The 17,427-nt window shown below is 31.0% G+C and carries 18 protein-coding genes and 1 pseudogene; 12 read left to right on the top strand and 7 right to left on the bottom strand.

The window, feature by feature from the left end:
• Positions 1-25: 25 nt before the first annotated feature.
• Positions 26-301, bottom strand: a complete 276-nt coding sequence (locus V5J73_RS05330; RefSeq protein ID WP_338648129.1) for a hypothetical protein — start codon at positions 299-301, stop codon at positions 26-28.
• 148 nt (positions 302-449) lie between these two features.
• Positions 450-888 (bottom strand): annotated as a pseudogene (locus V5J73_RS05325) (Dps family protein).
• Between the two features lie 93 nt (positions 889-981).
• Here V5J73_RS05325 and V5J73_RS05320 point away from each other — a divergent pair.
• A complete protein-coding gene (locus V5J73_RS05320; RefSeq protein WP_338648128.1) occupies positions 982-1,923 on the top strand; it encodes a LysR substrate-binding domain-containing protein in 942 nt (313 codons plus the stop codon).
• Between the two features lie 32 nt (positions 1,924-1,955).
• Here the strand turns inward: V5J73_RS05320 and V5J73_RS05315 are convergent, their stop codons facing one another.
• Together V5J73_RS05315 and mnmD are read right to left on the bottom strand one after the other, a co-directional pair.
• Complete coding sequence (locus V5J73_RS05315; protein ID WP_099716298.1) at positions 1,956-2,153, bottom strand: hypothetical protein; 198 nt, start codon at positions 2,151-2,153, stop codon at positions 1,956-1,958.
• Between the two features lie 169 nt (positions 2,154-2,322).
• Positions 2,323-2,985: a tRNA (5-methylaminomethyl-2-thiouridine)(34)-methyltransferase MnmD gene (gene mnmD / locus V5J73_RS05310; RefSeq protein WP_338648126.1), complete on the bottom strand. Its 663-nt coding sequence runs from the start codon at positions 2,983-2,985 to the stop codon at positions 2,323-2,325.
• 302 nt (positions 2,986-3,287) lie between these two features.
• On the opposite strand from mnmD, the gene V5J73_RS05305 reads away from it, so the two are divergent.
• On the top strand, positions 3,288-4,355 hold the full coding sequence (locus tag V5J73_RS05305) for a branched-chain amino acid aminotransferase (protein ID WP_338648124.1): 1,068 nt from the start codon (positions 3,288-3,290) through the stop codon (positions 4,353-4,355).
• Between the two features lie 90 nt (positions 4,356-4,445).
• On the opposite strand, the gene V5J73_RS05300 is transcribed toward V5J73_RS05305, so the two are convergent.
• Positions 4,446-4,832 carry a nucleoside triphosphate pyrophosphohydrolase family protein gene (locus V5J73_RS05300; RefSeq protein ID WP_338648122.1) on the bottom strand — a complete coding sequence of 129 codons (387 nt, stop codon included), beginning with the start codon at positions 4,830-4,832 and terminating at the stop codon, positions 4,446-4,448.
• Positions 4,833-4,913: 81 nt separating this feature from the next.
• On the opposite strand from V5J73_RS05300, the gene V5J73_RS05295 reads away from it, so the two are divergent.
• The 5 genes from V5J73_RS05295 (at position 4,914) to V5J73_RS05275 (ending at position 8,054) form a co-directional block, all read left to right on the top strand.
• Positions 4,914-5,102: a hypothetical protein gene (locus tag V5J73_RS05295; RefSeq protein ID WP_338648120.1), complete on the top strand. Its 189-nt coding sequence runs from the start codon at positions 4,914-4,916 to the stop codon at positions 5,100-5,102.
• 290 nt (positions 5,103-5,392) lie between these two features.
• On the top strand, positions 5,393-6,511 hold the full coding sequence (locus V5J73_RS05290; RefSeq protein ID WP_338648117.1) for an SRPBCC family protein: 1,119 nt from the start codon (positions 5,393-5,395) through the stop codon (positions 6,509-6,511).
• Positions 6,512-6,571: 60 nt separating this feature from the next.
• Positions 6,572-7,114, top strand: a complete 543-nt coding sequence (locus V5J73_RS05285; protein WP_338648115.1) for an RNA polymerase sigma factor — start codon at positions 6,572-6,574, stop codon at positions 7,112-7,114.
• 33 nt (positions 7,115-7,147) lie between these two features.
• Positions 7,148-7,561 (top strand): hypothetical protein, encoded by a 414-nt coding sequence (locus tag V5J73_RS05280; RefSeq protein WP_338648113.1) that lies wholly within the window; start codon positions 7,148-7,150, stop codon positions 7,559-7,561.
• Positions 7,562-7,595: 34 nt separating this feature from the next.
• Positions 7,596-8,054, top strand: a complete 459-nt coding sequence (locus V5J73_RS05275; protein ID WP_338648112.1) for a sensor of ECF-type sigma factor — start codon at positions 7,596-7,598, stop codon at positions 8,052-8,054.
• Positions 8,055-8,127: 73 nt separating this feature from the next.
• On the opposite strand, the gene V5J73_RS05270 is transcribed toward V5J73_RS05275, so the two are convergent.
• Positions 8,128-9,189: a sialidase family protein gene (locus tag V5J73_RS05270; RefSeq protein WP_338648111.1), complete on the bottom strand. Its 1,062-nt coding sequence runs from the start codon at positions 9,187-9,189 to the stop codon at positions 8,128-8,130.
• A 116-nt stretch (positions 9,190-9,305) separates the two neighbouring features.
• Here V5J73_RS05270 and V5J73_RS05265 point away from each other — a divergent pair, with 116 nt between their 5' ends.
• The 3 genes from V5J73_RS05265 (at position 9,306) to V5J73_RS05255 (ending at position 14,055) form a co-directional block, all read left to right on the top strand.
• Complete coding sequence (locus V5J73_RS05265; protein ID WP_338648110.1) at positions 9,306-10,580, top strand: hypothetical protein; 1,275 nt, start codon at positions 9,306-9,308, stop codon at positions 10,578-10,580.
• Between the two features lie 118 nt (positions 10,581-10,698).
• Positions 10,699-12,660, top strand: coding sequence for a KUP/HAK/KT family potassium transporter (locus V5J73_RS05260; protein ID WP_338648108.1), 1,962 nt, complete (start codon positions 10,699-10,701; stop codon positions 12,658-12,660).
• A gap of 138 nt (positions 12,661-12,798) precedes the next feature.
• Complete coding sequence (locus V5J73_RS05255) at positions 12,799-14,055, top strand: RsmB/NOP family class I SAM-dependent RNA methyltransferase (RefSeq protein WP_338648107.1); 1,257 nt, start codon at positions 12,799-12,801, stop codon at positions 14,053-14,055.
• Positions 14,056-14,181: 126 nt separating this feature from the next.
• Here the strand turns inward: V5J73_RS05255 and rho are convergent, their stop codons facing one another.
• Entirely contained in the window at positions 14,182-15,969 is a 1,788-nt protein-coding gene (gene rho / locus V5J73_RS05250) for a transcription termination factor Rho (RefSeq protein WP_338648105.1), read from the bottom strand.
• Positions 15,970-16,153: 184 nt separating this feature from the next.
• Between rho and V5J73_RS05245 the strand changes: the two genes are divergently transcribed.
• Complete coding sequence (locus V5J73_RS05245) at positions 16,154-16,567, top strand: DUF4293 family protein (RefSeq protein WP_338648104.1); 414 nt, start codon at positions 16,154-16,156, stop codon at positions 16,565-16,567.
• 159 nt (positions 16,568-16,726) lie between these two features.
• Positions 16,727-17,389, top strand: coding sequence for a response regulator transcription factor (locus V5J73_RS05240; protein ID WP_338648103.1), 663 nt, complete (start codon positions 16,727-16,729; stop codon positions 17,387-17,389).
• The last annotated feature ends 38 nt before the right edge of the window (positions 17,390-17,427 follow it).

Raw genomic sequence — 17,427 nt, 5'->3', positions numbered from 1 at the left:
TTAAAAAATTAAAATCGAAATTGTATTACACTTCGTTGGGCGGGGGAATAAATATAGAGGACGTAATTTTATCGTGTTTTGATAAATTCTCTGATAGAATAGCGCTAGAAGATAGTCTCGATGAAGCGATAACTTCAGTAGGCGATTCTAAATAAAAAAAAGTCTTAATTTCTTTGAGCGAGTGCTCTTCTTCGGACATGCTATAGAAAATGGAAATATCAGCACTTTTCTCAATCACAGTAACTATCGTTGGCGTGATTAGAAAAGCAATAAATAGAATTAAAAATATTTTAGATATCATTTTCATTGCCGCAAAAATAGAATTAAGTTTATTAAAAGAACTATGGTTTTTCTAAATTTAGAAAAAAATTAACATTAAATAAAAGTATTAAACTATAAAATTATTTCATTTTTTTTAAATTCATATAAAACTACAAACTTTCTTCTAATCAAGCGTGTATTATCCAAATAGTTTTTTCTTGTTCTACAATAAAATCACTAATCATAGAATTTGTTCCTTCATCATTTATTTCTCCCACTTTACTTAAAATCTCTCTTTCTATTTTTAACAATTAAATGTACTCTTTTTAATCATTTGAAATATTATTACTCACAATTAATTATTAATTATACAATCTTCAAAAGTATGAAGCGGTGTTACGCCAACTGTAAGAACTCTTTCAGCTATTAAATCAACTTTTATTTGTACATCTGTGCATAATTCTTCAAATTTTACATGTAATTCAAAAAAAACCGTTTACCTCAAATATTCCAATAAATCCCTCTTAAATTTTGATAATAAACTTGAAAATTAGATCACAAAACATTCAATTTATTAACGATCAATTCTGATTCCTTTACTGGTAATCCTAAAATTTTTGTTTTCATAATTTTTTTATACATATTTGGACAAGAAAACGCCGCTTTGCACTATAAGTCAAATTGATTGTTTTTATATTTGCATCAGATATTACTATAAAAATGACAATCACTCAACTAAAATATGTTCTTGCTGTAGCCGAACACAAAAATTTCACACTAGCTGCCGAAAAATGTTTTGTAACTCAACCTACATTGAGTATGCAAATTCAAAAAATAGAAGAAGAATTAAGCATTCAGATATTTGACAGAACCAAAAAACCAATTCAGCTTACAGATATTGGTCAGAAAATCGTAAATCAAGCAAAAAACATAGTCAATGAAGCCGATCGGATTCAAGATATAGTTGAACAGCAAAAAGGATTTATTGGAGGCGAATTCAGATTGGGAATAATTCCAACAATTATGCCTACATTATTGCCAATGTTCTTAAATAATTTCATCAAAAAATACCCTAAAGTAAAACTCATAATTGAAGAGTTGAATACAGAAGATATTATCCTAAAACTAAACAATGGTCATCTTGATGCTGCCATTGCCGCCACTCCATTAATGGAGGAAAAAATAAAAGAAATTGTTTTGTATTACGAACCTTTTGTAGCATACATTCCTGAAAGTCATCATCATTTTCAAAAAGAAGAAATTGAAGTTTCAGACTTAAACCTTGACGAAATATTATTATTACAAGATGGACATTGTTTTCGAGATGGAATTTTGAATTTATGCAAAAATGTGACTAAAAATGAAACCAGTCGTTTTCAAATTGAAAGTGGAAGTTTTGAAACCCTTATAAAATTAGCAGACGAAGGTTTAGGAACAACACTACTTCCTTATTTACATACCTTAGATTTAAAAGAAACAGATAAATTAAAACTACGCCACTTCAAAGAACCTAAACCTGCCAGAGAAGTTAGTCTAATCTTTCCTAAGAGCGAATTAAAAATACAGATAATTGATGCGCTTCGAAATACAATTGCAGGCGTTATTAAGGGTGCTATTGTGTTTCAAAATGTTCAAATTATTAGTTCACTTCCCAAAAAATAAAAAAAGGAACCGTTTTTAGCGGTTCCTTTTTTTTATGAATTTACGATTAATAAACATTGTTTTAATTCTGGTTTTCCAATGGTGAAATTTAATAACCATTCTCGCAATTGTTCCATTTCGTATGGTAATAATGTTTTGATGGCTTTTTCTAGCTCCTTACAAAAAAGCAATGGATCAAAACTCACTCTTTCTAAAATTGATTTTGTATAATCATACATGATTTTTGACATAGTAAACGTTGATTTTAGTTAGATTTGGATTCTAAATTGCTGTAAAAATACATTTTTTTTTATTACAACATAGTAATTTAACTTAGTTTTAATTTTTTTATTTTTTACTGATTAATTCAACTCTTCAAACTTATAAAGCATTAATAACAAACTACTTAAACCACAAACACTATTTCTTTGTAGCCCGAAACATTTCTCTTTTTCCCGGTGGTCCAGCAAGTTTTTCAACTGTAAAACCTACTTCGATCATACTTCTTTTTACAACTCCTCTTGCAGCATAAGTCACCAACACACCATTCGCTTTAAGCGCCTTATACATCTTTTCGAAAATAGCTGTACTCCACAATTCAGGTTGTACTCTATAGCCAAAAGCATCAAAATAAATCAGATCAAATTGATTTATATCGTCAATTTCTTCAAAAAATTGTTTTCGTTTTGTAAGCGAAAAATTATCTCTTAAATCAATTTTTTCTCCCCAATTACTTTGGTGCATTCTATCGAAAATGGCACTTTCTTGAGTTGCGTTTAATTCTGTGACATAATTCATCAAAACAACTTCATCTACTGAAATTGGATAGGCTTCTACTCCAACGTAATCAATTGATTGCTGCATTTTTTTGGACTCTAGCAAAGTGATAAAAGCATTCAAACCTGTACCAAATCCTATTTCCAAAATAGAAACATTCCTGTTTTGAAATAATGAAAGGCCATTTTTAATAAATACATGCTGTGCTTCTTGTATCGCACCATGTTTAGAATGGTAACATTCGTCCCATTCGGCTATGTGAATGGTTGTTGAACCATCAAGTGTTTGGATTATTTCTCTTTTCAAAATTGGATTTTGAGGTTAAATTGAATTAAAAGCTGTAATGTTTGTCCAAAATTAATCAATAATCTCATACGTTTGCCCCTGAAAAAACTATATTTATTGTATAATCAGTAGAAATGGCTATGATTTTTTTACTTTTCTTAAAATGTAAACAAATCGTAGATAAATGCTATAATTAATAGTTTTTTGACAAGTCTTTTATTGATTTTTATTTAATTTTGCAAAGATTAAACTTCAACTTATAGAGATTGCATTTTTAAGCTACAGTTTGTCATTTAAAAAAAATCAAAAAACAATACATTACTATGAGTACTACTCAAACTAACAAAATTGAAACAATAAAAGCTTCCTCTACAAAAATAAACGAGGTTGATTTTTCAAACTTAAGCTTTGGTTCTGTTTTTACAGATCATCTTTTTGAATGTGATTATAAAAATGGGGAATGGCAAAAACCGGTCATTAAACCTTACGCACCATTTTTGTTAGACCCATCAACAAGAGTTTTTCATTATGGTCAAGCGATTTTTGAAGGTATGAAAGCTTACAAAGATGAGAACAATGACGTTTGGCTTTTTAGACCTGATGAAAACTACAAGCGTTTTAATACTTCTGCAGTAAGAATGGCCATGCCGGAAGTTCCTGAAGAAATATTTATGAACGGTCTAAATCAATTGTTACAATTAGACGAAGCTTGGATTAAAAAAGGAAAAGGAAATGCCATGTACATCAGACCATTTATGATTGCCACTGGCACTGGAGTGATTGCTAATCCTTCTGATAACTATAAATTCATGATTATTTTATCGCCTGTGAGTTCTTATTATTCTGGTGACGTAAAAGTGCTCATTGCAGAACATTTCAGTAGAGCTGCAAATGGAGGAATAGGAGCTGCAAAAGCTGCCGGAAATTATGCTGCTCAATTTTACCCAACTAATTTAGCAAATAAAGAAGGTTTCCAACAGGTAATTTGGACTGATGATGCTACGCATACCAAACTAGAAGAAGCTGGTACTATGAATGTATTTTTTAGAATAAATGATACATTGCTAACGGCTCCTGTAAGCGAAAGAATACTCGATGGTGTAACTAGAAAAACACTTATTGATTTAGCAAAAAGTATAGGTATAAATGTAGAAATTCGTTCGGTTTTAGTATCTGAGCTTGTTGAGGCTGCTAAAAATGGAACTTTGAAAGAAATTTTTGGTGCAGGAACAGCTGCAGTAATAAGCCCAATTTCTGGATTTTCTTATCAGGATGTTTATTATGAATTGCCAAAAATTGAATTCACAATGGCTTTACAACTAAAAACTAAATTGGAAAATATCCAAAATAAATTAGAAGAAGATACTTTTGGATGGACTGTGAAAGTATAAATCTAAGATTTCATAATTTTAAAAAAGCGATTTTCCCAGTGAAAATCGCTTTTTTTATATCACAAATAATAAAACTTTAAACGCTAAGTTCTATTCAGAAATTATTTTAGAGAAATCAGGTTTGAAATAATTAGGTCCTTTCATGACTTTACCATCTTCACGGTAAATAGGCTGACCATCTTCGCCTAACTTACTCATATTACTGCGTTGAATTTCGTCAAAAACTGCTTCTATTTTATGTTGTAACCCATGTTCAATTATAGTTCCGCATAAAATATACATCATATCACCTAACGCATCCGCAATTTCAATCAAATCATTGTTTTGCACTGCTTCAAGATATTCTTCGTTTTCCTCTTTCATTAAGTTATACCGAAGCGTATGTTTACTTTCCCCTAAATTAGCTGTAGGAATTTCACTGTGGCCTATTTTAAAAGCAGTATGAAATTCTTTAACTGAGTTTATTTGTTTTTGCATCTTTTTATTTTGTTAAATGAAAAGGCAAATTAGCAACTATTTCTAAACTATTACCTAAATTTGCCCAAAATAATTCAAACTATGTTTAGTCAAGGTCAATTAGTATTTGCAGGCTTATTTTTAGTAGCTTTTATCATTGCTGCAATTTATTCCTATCGTAAAGATTTAAAAATACACAAAGAGTTTTACAAGGGGAATTACAAAATTCTAATAGGATTTGGAATTTTTATTGGAATTTTGTTTGTGATAAAAGTATTTTTCAAACGATAGTTTTTTTTTAAAAGCCAAACAAATAATGTCCTCTAAACAGTGGAATTTTTATTTATTTTAAACCATTTATTAGAAAACACTTAACCAACTAAATCATTATTCTTAATATCATTTAGTTTTCGAAAAAAGTAATTAAAAACCATAGAATCTCGTAAAATATTCTTTGAATTCAAACGTAAAACAAGCACATTAACTTCTTTTATTTAGAAAATAATCTATAATTTTTTAACACTTTCGATGACTTGTAAATAAAATCTTTAACTTTACAAAAATTAACAAACCTGTAAATTATGAGGATTTTAAAATACATATTTCTTTTACTATTGCTAAGTTTTGTGGCTTTATCCATTTTTGTGGCCACACAAAAAGGGGATTTTACTGTAGAAAGAAGTCAAATCATAAATTCTCCAAAATCAACAGTTTTCAATTTTGTTAATGATTATAAAAACTGGGAAGATTTTAGTTCATGGATTGTTGAAGATCCTGAAATGCAGCTATCATATCCTAAAAAAACAATTGGCCCAGGAGCTAGCTTTTCATGGGAAGGCAAAGAAGGAACAGGAGATTTGTTGACCATTTTTGTAAAAGAAAATGATAGTATTGCTCAAAAAATGAATTATGATGGGACTTCATCCTCTATTTTTTGGACTTTTAAAGACACTATTGGCGGTACAAAAGTGACTTGGAAAACTACCGGAAAAATGAGTTTCATGATGAAAGTCTATACTGCTTTTAACGGAGGAATAAATAAAATGATGGGAGAAACATATGAGAAAAGCCTAGCGAACTTAGACAAAACCCTTGATTTTGAAATAAATACTTATGCAGTAAAAGTAAATGGATTGGTAAAAAAACTAGGTACGTTTTATCTGAGACAAACCTTTACCAGTGAAATTTCTAAAGTTATTAAAAATGCTCAAATCGTGTTCCCTAAAATAATTACTTTTTGCGAACAAAATAATATTGAATTAAACGGAAAACCATTTATAATTTATCATACTTATGATTCCGTAACCGGATTGACTAAAGTATCTTTTTGCGTACCCATAAAAAACCAAATATTAACGAGTTCGGGAAGCGATATTTTAACTGGAACACTAGAACCATTTGACGCTATTAAAACTACTTTAACCGGTGATTATTCGCATACGAAAAAAGCTTTGGATAAAGCAAAAGTATATAGTAACATGAATCGAATTGCTATTGATCCTACATTTTCTCATTTAGAAAATTTTACTATTAGCAAAACAGAAATTAAAAATCCATCAAAATGGGTTACCGAAATTTACTACCCTATAAGACCAAAAGTAATATCTGGAACTACTTTTACTCCTGCTTTAAAAAAAGAAGAGGCCATAAAAATACCTGCTCCAGTAATAAATAAGGAAGAAGAAGAATCTGAATTTTAATGTTTCTTTTTTTGATTAAACCTTTTTAATAAATTCTATTCTAACTCCTAAATAATAGCTTTGCAAGAAGAACAGGAATTTATAAATCACTTGTTAAACCCTAAAACGCAAAATCAAGCGTTTCAGCAGTTATTACAGGATTATCAAAGACCGTTATACAATCATATTCGTAACATCGTTTTGAATCACGATGATGCTGATGATGTCTTGCAGAATACTTTTATAAAAATATTTCAAAATCTAAAAAATTTTAAGGGAGAAAGTAAACTTTTTTCTTGGATGTATCGCATAGCAACTAATGAGTCCTTGACATTTTTAAAACAAAAATCAAAGACGAGTGGCATTTCATCAGAAGCTTTACAAAACAAAACTATTGATAATCTAGAAGCAGATGTTTTTTTTGACGGAAATGATATTCAAATAAAATTACAAAAAGCAATCGCAGTATTGCCTGAAAAGCAACAATTAGTTTTTAAAATGAAATATTTTCAAGAACTAAAATACGAAGAAATCTCGGAAATTCTAGGTACCACTGTTGGCGGATTAAAAGCATCCTATCACCTTGCCGTAAAAAAAATTGAAGCTTTTGTTTCGACAAATTAAACCTTTTTACTGTAACACTGTCTAAAGAATATTATGAAAACATTTAAATTAGAGAACGAACCTAAAATTGAAACTGGATTCAAAACTCCAGACCATTATTTTGAAAATTTTTCAATCAAAATGATGGAGCAATTACCTAAAAACGAGCCAAAAGTAATTTCTATTTTCCAAAAAAGAAAAACTTTAATTATGATGGCAGCTGCAATTTTAGTACTTGCTTTGATGATTCCATTTTTGACTCCGTCATCAACAAATACAAACGAAATTGATGAAGCAGCTTTAGAAAATTACATTACATATCAATCAAATGTAAATCAATATGATTTAATCAGTGTTTTAGAAACAGAAGATATCAATAAAATAAAAACCGGTATTGTTTTAGAAGATGATGCGATTGAGGATCATTTTTCAACAAATTCAAACTTAGAAAATCTCATTTTAGAATAAACTAGATTTTAAAGTAAAATTAAAAAATAAAAAAATGAACATAAAAAAATTACTACCAATACTATTGCTATTCGTTTCTTTCAACTTTTACGCTCAAGGCGAAAGTATGAAAGAGAAAAAAGAGCAAATAAAAGCTTTAAAAGTAGCTTTTTTTACGACTGAATTAGACTTGACAACTAATGAAGCCGAAAGATTCTGGCCAATATACAATACATTTGATGACAAACAGTTTGAACTGAGACATCAAAAAATGAAAACGTATATGAGAAGAATGAATGATGGCTCAATGGATAAAATAACTGAAAAAGAAGCAAATACCTTTTTGGCCCAAATTGAAGATACTGAAGAAGAGTTATTTTTATTGCGAAAAAAATTCATGCAAAATGTGAGAACAATTTTACCAGCCGTAAAAATTGTTAAACTTAAAAAAGCTGAAGAAGACTTCAATAGAAAATTACTGCAGCAATACCGCAACAAAGGTCAAAAAAAATAATATTTTTTTTATTTTTATTAGTTCAAAAAAAACACCCTAAGATCTGATTATATTAGACTTAGGGTGTTTTTCATTATTTAAAACTGATGCGAATCATTTTGTTTTGTCCAGCAGCAATTGCCGTATGTTTATCTATAAACCTTATCGTATTTAGAGTAGAATCGGTAGAAAATTGCTTCCATGAAATACCATCATCCGAGGAATAGTATAATCCTGAAAAACCAACTGTTACCAGCCCTTTACCGTTACTTCCAGGAACATATTGTACACAAGAGGCATACCCAAAACCTTGGTTTTCTGCTATTAGCTTCCATGTTTTTCCGCCATCATTTGTGATTGCTTTATTAGAAAAATTTTGATTTCGTACTTCATAATCTCCTCCTGCAATAAATCCAGTTTGTGAATCATAAAAATCTGCAGTAAAAATTCCGGTCATTGCTCTTCCTTGCACTATTGGAGTACCATATACAGTCCATGTATTCCCCTTATCTGGAGAATAAAAAACTCTAGATTTTTTACCTCCAGAAACAATCCATGTGTCATTCTCCTTGATTATAATATTAGTGTTGCTTGCCGCAAAAGCTGCTTCTCCATCCATAACTTTTGGTAATTTACCAGACGGCACTTTAGTCCATGAATTTCCGCCATCCCGAGTGATGATTATATTCAAACAATCAGCGATTGGATCTCCCATAGCTATTCCTTCCTTGTTATTCCAAAATTGCATACTATCATAAAACACTTTCTCATGTTGTTCTTGATATACTAATTTTGCTGCTTTTCCATCTTTTGAAATTTGATATAATAACGCTGGATTTCCAACATTTAATATGAAAATATGTTTATTAGTTTTGGCATTACTTCTAAACTCAAGAGACAAAGAATCTTTGGTAATTTTGCTCTCAAATTTTTGATTATTAACCAAATTAAAAAAACCAAATCTCCCTTTATCTGCAGCAAACCAAATTTTATTTGCATCAATTACAATTGCTCTGATACTTATTTTATCCTGAAATAATGTGTCAACTATAACAGAGTTAAAACCAGTATTAGCAGTATTTTTTACAGCAAAATCAGCTGTTCTACAGGATATAAAAACAGTTAAAAACAACAGAATCAAAAAAAAATTTTTCATTTTTTATACATTTTAGGGCTAATTTACAATTAATAATAAGAATAGAAAACAAGGATTATATTAATTGGCATAGTAATTGAATATTCAAAAAAAGAATAAACTTAATTCCATTAATTATGAAAACGAAACTACTACTAATGAGTCTTTTGACTACTGTTTTCGCAACACAAATACAAGCGCAAGATAGAACATCAGTGAATGCTATGAATAGCGAAATCAGCGACAATCTTGATTTGAGAGCTGTTGCTTCAATTTTTGGTGATTCTAGAAATCTACAAGATTTTGAACGACGCCTAAATGACCCAGACCTACAAATATCAAATTTAGATTTGAATAACGACAATGAAGTAGACTACTTAAGAGTGATTGAAACTGTCGAAAACCGTACTCACGTAATTATCATTCAATCTATTATAGATAGAGATGTGTATCAAGATGTTGCTACAATTGACGTTGAAAAAGACAGAAATAACCAAATTCACGTTCAAGTAGTAGGAGATGTATTCATGTATGGCCAAAATTATATTTATGAGCCGGTCTATTACAGCACTCCTATAATCTATGCTTCATTCTGGTCTACTAACTACCGTCCTTATTATCCTACTTGGAATTGGGGTTATTATCCTTCGTATTATTATGCATGGAATCCATTCCCAATATTCAGATATAGAAATAACATCAACATTAGCTTGAACTTCAACAATAATTACAATTATGTTAATTACAGAAGAAGTGAACGTGCTGTAGTCTTATACAATTCAAGACGTTCCAATGGTTACGAAAGACAAAATCCTAACTATTCATTCTCAAGAAGAAATGTAAATGTAACTAACCGTTATGAACTAGATCAAAGAAGAGGTACTAGAAATGAAGTTGGTTACTCAAACAGAAGAACGGGGTCACAAAGAGATTATTCTCAAAACAGAACTAGTTCGTCAAGAGAAGTGATGCCACAAAGAGGAAACACTACAAGAGACTATTCTCAAAATAGAACTAACCCTTCTAGTCAAGCAACGCCACAGAGAGGAAACACTACAAGAGATTATTCTCAAAATAGAACTAACCCTTCCAGTCAAGCAACGCCACAAAGAGGAAACACTACAAGAGATTATTCTCAAAATAGAACTAATCCTTCTAGTCAAGCAACGCCACAGAGAGGAAACACTACAAGAGATTATTCTCAAAATAGAATCAATCCTTCTAGTCAAGCAACGCCACAGAGAGGAAATTCTCAAAGAGATTACTCTCAAAACAGAGGGAATTCTTCTCGACAAGCTGCGCCACAAAGGGCAGAATCTCAAAGCAGAGGAAATTCTTCAAAAGAATCAGCTCCACAAAGAAGTGAATCTCAAAGAGGGAATTCTTCCAGAAATGACAATCGAAGATCTTAATACAATTCTTTAGAAAACTTAAAAACACGGCTCTTAAAGCCGTGTTTTTTTTTATGGTGCAAAAAAGCATTAATATATTTTAAAAGTGTAAATTTGACCTGTTTTTTAAAAAAAATTTATGAGTACTGCGCACAAAGACCTTCATAGTAAATGGACATTAGGTGGATTATTGATTTCCTTAGGAATAATTTACGGTGACATAGGAACTTCACCTTTGTACGTAATGAAAGCCATACTTGGGCTTCATACTATTAATGCTGATATTGTTTTAGGAGGGATTTCCTGTGTTTTCTGGACACTTACTTTACAAACCACTATAAAATACGTAATCATTACCCTTAGTGCAGATAACCATGGAGAGGGAGGGATTTTTGCCTTGTATGCACTCGTCAAAAAGACAAAAATACAATGGCTAATTGTCCCCGCAATTATTGGAGGGAGTGCGTTACTCGCAGATGGGATTATCACTCCTCCAATCTCAGTATCTTCAGCAGTTGAAGGAATTAGAACCTATTATCCTGAAATAAATACAATACCTATTGTTATTGGAATCCTATTTGTTTTGTTTACCATACAGCAATTTGGAACCAAACTTGTTGGAAAGTTTTTTGCACCCATGATGCTAATTTGGTTTGGAATGCTTGCCGTTTTAGGAATTTCTCAGATAGCACAACACACTGAAGTTTTAAAAGCTGTTAATCCGTATTATGCCTACCACTTACTAAGCATTCATCCAGAAGGTTTTTTTGTTTTAGGATTTGTTTTCCTATGTACGACTGGTGCTGAAGCTCTATACTCAGATATGGGACATTGTGGACGGAAAAATATTAGAATCAGTTGGATTTTTGTCAAAACTGCTTTAGTTTTAAATTATTTTGGTCAAGCTGCATATTTAATTCACCATGAAGGAGAAACATTGCAAAGCTTAGGCGGTAAAAATGGAAATCCATTTTACTTAATAATGCCAGATTGGTTTCAACCAATAGGTATTGTTATTGCAACTCTTGCTGCTGTAATTGCATCACAGGCTTTGATAAGTGGTTCTTTTACATTGATCAATGAGGCAATGCGATTGAACTTTTGGCCCAAAGTAAAAATAAAATATCCTACTGAATTAAAAGGACAATTATATATTCCATCGATAAACTGGCTACTATTTTTTGGATGTGTCGGAATCGTGTTGCACTTTGAGGAATCTAGTAATATGGAGCATGCCTACGGTCTGGCCATAATATTGTGTATGATTATGACTACTATTTTACTTAATTTTTATTTAATAATGAAAAGAGTAAAATTGTATTTCATTGTGCCGTTGATTACTATTTATTTGATTATCGAATTTAGTTTTCTTGCCGCTAACATTACCAAATTTGCAGAAGGTGGTTATGTAACACTTTTTATAGCAATTGCATTGATTTCAGTAATGACCATTTGGTATTTAGCAAAAAAAATCAATAAGAGTTATACAAAAATTGTAAAGATTGAAGATTATAAAAAAGTACTTGTTGAATTAAGTGCTGATTTATCGATTCCAAAATATGCTACTCATTTAGTTTATATGACAAACGCAGGAAGAATAGATGAAATAGAAGAAAAAGTGATGTATTCTATTCTGCAAAAAAGACCAAAGAGAGCTGATATTTATTGGTTTGTCCACGTCAATATATTGACTGAACCTTATAAAACCGAATATAAAGTAACCGAAATTGTTAAAGATGACTTGTACCGAGTAGACTTTAATTTAGGATTCAGAGAACCTACAAAAATTAACTTGATGTTTAAGGAAGTCATCAAAGATATGGTACAAAAAGGAGAAATGGATATTACTAGTAGGTATGAATCTTTGAATAAAAACAACATCATTGGGGATTTTAAATTTGTTCTATCCGAAAAATTCCTTTCGAACGATAGTGATTTAAGATGGCATGAAAAAATAATTATGAACTCTTATTTCTTAATTAAAAAACTAAGTTTATCCGAAGAAAGAGCCTTTGGTTTAGACAGTAGCTCTGTTAAGATTGAGAAATTCCCAATGGTACTCCATGCTCCTGAAAAGATTGGTTTGACAAGAGTAAAATAATAATTGGATGGATAAAAGCTAAAAAAACATTGTATAAATACAATGTTTTTTTGCTTTAAAAATTTAATAACAACATTCATTATTTAAAATAATACATTCAAATCAATTAATACTACCTTTGCACCTCAATTATTTAAAATGAGATTACACAGAAATTTAGTTTACACAACAATAGATGCTTTAAACGCCATTTTTAATGAAGGCGAATATGCTGATAAAGTAGTAGCAAGATCTTTAAAAAAAGACAAACGTTGGGGAAGCTCTGACAGAAAGTTTGTTGCCGAAACCATCTACGAAATTGTACGTTGGAAAAGATTATACGCAGAAATAGCCGAAGTAAAAGAACCTTTTGATAGGGATAATCTTTGGAGAATGTTTTCTGTTTGGGCAGTATTAAGAGGCTACCCAATTCCTGATTGGCGTCAGCTAGAAGGAACTCCAGAACGAAAAATAAAAGGTCGCTTTGACGAACTTTCTAAAGTGAGAGCTTTAAAAGAATCTATTCCAGACTGGATGGATGAATTAGGTATTAAAGAATTAGGCGAGAAAGTTTGGGCTACTGAAATAGCAGCTCAAAATCAACCAGCACGTGTAATTCTGAGAGTAAACACTCTTAAAACTACTAGAGAAGCGTTGCGTGCTATTTTGATGGATTTAAACATTGAAACTGAAACGTTGAAAAATCAACCGGATGCTTTAGTGTTAAAAGAAAGAGCAAATGTTTTCTTGACTGATGCTTTCAAACAAGGTTTCTTTGAAGTTCAAGATGCTAATTCACAATTAGTAGCCGCTTTCCTTGATGTAAAACCAGGAATGCGTGTTGTAGATACATGCGCTGGTGCAGGTGGCAAAACGTTGCACATTGCTTCTTTGATGGAAAACAAAGGACAATTAATTGCTATGGATTTGTATGAAAGCAAATTGAAGCAATTAAAAATCAGAGCCAAAAGAGACGGCGCTTTCAATATTGAATATCGCATTATTGACTCAACTAAAGTGATTAAAAAACTTCATGAAAGGGCCGATAGAGTTTTGATTGATGCACCTTGTAGCGGTTTAGGGGTTTTGAAAAGAAATCCAGATGCCAAATGGAAATTAAAACCAGAATTCATCGATAACATTCGTAAAGTACAATCGGAAGTTTTAGAAAGCTATTCTAAAATTGTAAAACCGGGAGGAAAGTTAGTGTACGCCACTTGTTCAATCTTACCATCCGAAAATCAGGAACAGGTAAAACGCTTTTTGACAACTGACATTGGTAAACAATTCAATTTTATTAAAGACCAAAAAATCTTAGCTTCAGAGTCTGGTTTTGATGGATTTTATATGGCTTTATTAGAACGTAAAGAAAACTCAGAACAGAAAGAAAAAAGAGTACAAAAAGAAATAGAATAGATTTTAGAATCCTAAATTCACAAAAAAAGTCCTCGGAATTCGAGGACTTTTTTTTATATCAATATTTTTTAGCTTAATCTTTTTCCAACTTTAAACCTTAAACTAAAAAAACTTTAAACTAAATTATTAATCATTCATTGAGATTAAAAACTCTTCATTATTTTTCGTTTTCTTGAAACGATCATTAATGAAATCCATAGCTTCCACTGGGTTCATATCCGAAAGGTATTTTCGCATAATCCACATACGTTGCAATGTTTTCTGGTCTAATAACATATCATCACGCCTTGTACTTGAAGAGGTCAAATCAATAGCTGGGAAAATACGTTTGTTAGCAATTTTTCTATCCAATTGCAATTCCATATTACCTGTACCTTTAAATTCTTCAAAGATAACTTCGTCCATTTTAGAACCCGTTTCGGTCAATGCAGTAGCAATAATACTCAATGAACCTCCATTTTCTACATTACGTGCAGCTCCAAAGAAACGTTTTGGTTTTTGTAATGCATTCGCATCCACACCACCACTTAATACTTTACCAGATGCAGGTTGAACCGTGTTATAGGCTCTGGCCAAACGTGTAATAGAATCCAATAGAATGACTACATCATGACCACATTCAACCAATCGTTTTGCTTTTTCAAGAACAATATTGGCAATTTTCACGTGTTCCTGTGGTTCTCTATCAAATGTAGAAGCAATTACCTCTCCACGTACACTACGTTGCATATCTGTAACCTCTTCTGGGCGTTCGTCAATCAACAAAACAATTAAATATACTTCAGGATGATTTGCCGCAATTGCATTAGCAATTTCCTTTAGTAACATCGTTTTACCTGTTTTTGGTTGTGCTACAATCATTCCACGTTGTCCTTTTCCAATTGGTGAAAACAAATCGATAATTCGTGTTGAAATCGTACTTTGTTTTTCGGCCAATTTGAATTTTTCAGATGGAAAAACCGGTGTTAAATGTTCAAATGAAACTCTGTCACGAACCACTTGAGGATCATGTCCGTTTATTTTTAAAACTCTAACTAATGGAAAGAATTTCTCCCCTTCTTTTGGAGGTCTTACCACTCCTTTTACCGTATCTCCGGTTTTAAGACCGAACAATCTTATTTGAGAAGTCGATAAATAAATGTCATCTGGAGATGCCAAATAGTTGTAATCAGAAGAACGCAAGAAACCATAACCATCTGGCATCATTTCAAGAACACCTTCACTTTCAATAATTCCGTCAAATTCAAAATCAGAAGCTGCAAAATTACTTTTCTTATTCTTGAAATTTGGATTTTGATTCCCGTTACCATTTCCATTCCCGTTTTGATTTGGATTCTGGTTTGGATTTTGCTTGTGTAATTGGTTTGGATTTATCTTTTTTACCTGAGTAATTATAACTTCTGTTTTCTCCTCAATTGCAGTATCTGCAACTGTAGCATTTTCTATGGTTGCTTCTTTTGCCTCTTCTTTATCCTTTTTTAAAGCAATTTTCTTTTCGTAAGCTGATTTATTAAATTTAATAATTTTACCTACTTTTTTCTCATTTCTATCCGATTCTGTTTTTGGAGAGAGTTCTTCTTCTTCTTTTAAAACAGTTTCAGCAGGAATATTATTTTCAACTAGAGTAGTAGTTTCTGCTACAGCCTCTTCTTTTTCAAAAAGAGAATTTGGTACCGCTTTTTGTATTGCTACTTTTTTTACAGGAACTATTCTAACTCTTTTGGGCTTATCATCATCTAGGGTATTATCTTTTTTTGTCTCTGATGCTGGTTCAACATTCGCCACTTGATGCGCTAAAATTTGACTGATTAAAGTCTCTTTTTTTACACCGTTAAATTTTATGGTTTTAGCTGATTTAGCTATTTCTTGAAGCTCAGAAAGCTTCATTTCTTTTAATGCAGAAATATCAAACATGAATGTTCTAGGAGTTTAATTAATTTTTGGAAAATAATGTAAAAGAATAGGTAGTGAACTTTATTTTGAATCAACCGCAGTATGAAGTGCTTACGGTATTATGATGCAATAATACGAATAAAATTTAATCAGACAATAGTATTTATTAAAAAGAAAATATATTTTTGTAAAAGATATTTAACAAATGATACAAAGAATTCAGACCATATATTTACTACTTGCTTTTGTAGTTACAGGCATCTTACTGTTTTTTATTCCGTTATGGACCATGAAAGATGGAAAAGATTTTTATTTCATGCAAAGCCAAGTATATACCATACTATTAGGATTGAGTACTACATTGACTTTATTAAGTATTGTTTCCTATAAAAAAAGACAAAATCAATTTGTAATTGGCAGATTGAATATCATATTAAATTTGATTTTATTAGGATTGTTTGTATATCGTTCACTAAATCTATCTGGAGAAACACCTGTTGTTTCAGAGAAAGGTATTGGGATGTTTCTACCTGTAGTTGCTATCGTGTTATTAGTCTTGGCTAATAAGGCCATCAAAAAGGATGAAGATCTTGTAAAATCTGTGGACAGATTGAGGTAAACCTATAAACTTTAGTTTATTAGTGCGAAGAGAACCCGAATGTAACAATTCGGGTTTTTTTGTAGACAATCTTTTTATTTAAGTTAAAAAAGAGAATAAAATCCTATAAAATGATATTCTCCTATTTTTTTTTATAAATTTGAAAATAGTAATTTCGATATGTTACAAAAAATTAGAATCCACCTTGCTGATGATCATCAAATACTTATTGATGGAATTCGTACTTTGCTGCATAGCATCCCTAACTTTGAAGTAGTTGGATTCTCTCTCAATGGGGATTCTATTTTCAATGAAGTAATTGATAATAAAACAGACATTCTTATTTTAGATATAAATATGCCTAAAAAAGATGGAATCGAAGTTATAAAGGAATTTGCCGAGAAAGGATTTCCGTGTAAAATTATCATTTTATCCAGTTATGATGATCTAAGAATAATAAAAGAAGTCATGAAATTAGGTAGCAGTGGCTATTTGACAAAAAAATGTGCCGGTGAAAACATCGTCGAAGCAATTCAGGCAGTATCCCGAGGAGAGGAATATTTTTGTAAATCAGTACGGGAAAAAATATTTAATACCGTTACAAAAGACAATGTGAAATTAATAAAAAATGAGCCTGCAATACATTCAATTTTAACGGATCGCGAATTAGAGATTATCACATTAATATCGCTAGAATATAGTGGTAAAGAAATTAGTGATCAACTCTTTATTAGTATGAATACAGTTGAAACGCATCGTAAAAATATAATGAAAAAACTAGACGCAAAAAACTCTATTAGTCTAGTTAAATATGCTATCAAAAACAAATTAATTAAATCCTAATTAGTCAATCCAAAGTACTATTTACCTTTAACCCAAAA

The sequence above is a fragment of the Flavobacterium sp. KS-LB2 genome, from assembly GCF_036895565.1.
Lineage (GTDB): Bacteria > Bacteroidota > Bacteroidia > Flavobacteriales > Flavobacteriaceae > Flavobacterium.
Note: the sequence above shows the minus strand (reverse complement) of the source record. Positions and strands in the feature narration are given on the sequence as shown.

Bases quoted from the DNA above. Each gene is read 5' to 3' on its own strand.
- V5J73_RS05330 (WP_338648129.1), bottom strand. From the start codon at position 301: ATGATATCTAAAATATTTTTAATTCTATTTATTGCTTTTCTAATCACG.
- V5J73_RS05320 (WP_338648128.1), top strand. From the start codon at position 982: ATGACAATCACTCAACTAAAATATGTTCTTGCTGTAGCCGAACACAAA.
- V5J73_RS05315 (WP_099716298.1), bottom strand. From the start codon at position 2,153: ATGTCAAAAATCATGTATGATTATACAAAATCAATTTTAGAAAGAGTG.
- V5J73_RS05305 (WP_338648124.1), top strand. From the start codon at position 3,288: ATGAGTACTACTCAAACTAACAAAATTGAAACAATAAAAGCTTCCTCT.
- V5J73_RS05300 (WP_338648122.1), bottom strand. From the start codon at position 4,832: ATGCAAAAACAAATAAACTCAGTTAAAGAATTTCATACTGCTTTTAAA.
- V5J73_RS05295 (WP_338648120.1), top strand. From the start codon at position 4,914: ATGTTTAGTCAAGGTCAATTAGTATTTGCAGGCTTATTTTTAGTAGCT.
- V5J73_RS05290 (WP_338648117.1), top strand. From the start codon at position 5,393: ATGAGGATTTTAAAATACATATTTCTTTTACTATTGCTAAGTTTTGTG.
- V5J73_RS05280 (WP_338648113.1), top strand. From the start codon at position 7,148: ATGAAAACATTTAAATTAGAGAACGAACCTAAAATTGAAACTGGATTC.
- V5J73_RS05275 (WP_338648112.1), top strand. From the start codon at position 7,596: ATGAACATAAAAAAATTACTACCAATACTATTGCTATTCGTTTCTTTC.
- V5J73_RS05270 (WP_338648111.1), bottom strand. From the start codon at position 9,189: ATGAAAAATTTTTTTTTGATTCTGTTGTTTTTAACTGTTTTTATATCC.
- V5J73_RS05265 (WP_338648110.1), top strand. From the start codon at position 9,306: ATGAAAACGAAACTACTACTAATGAGTCTTTTGACTACTGTTTTCGCA.
- V5J73_RS05260 (WP_338648108.1), top strand. From the start codon at position 10,699: ATGAGTACTGCGCACAAAGACCTTCATAGTAAATGGACATTAGGTGGA.
- V5J73_RS05255 (WP_338648107.1), top strand. From the start codon at position 12,799: ATGAGATTACACAGAAATTTAGTTTACACAACAATAGATGCTTTAAAC.
- rho (WP_338648105.1), bottom strand. From the start codon at position 15,969: ATGTTTGATATTTCTGCATTAAAAGAAATGAAGCTTTCTGAGCTTCAA.
- V5J73_RS05245 (WP_338648104.1), top strand. From the start codon at position 16,154: ATGATACAAAGAATTCAGACCATATATTTACTACTTGCTTTTGTAGTT.
- V5J73_RS05240 (WP_338648103.1), top strand. From the start codon at position 16,727: ATGTTACAAAAAATTAGAATCCACCTTGCTGATGATCATCAAATACTT.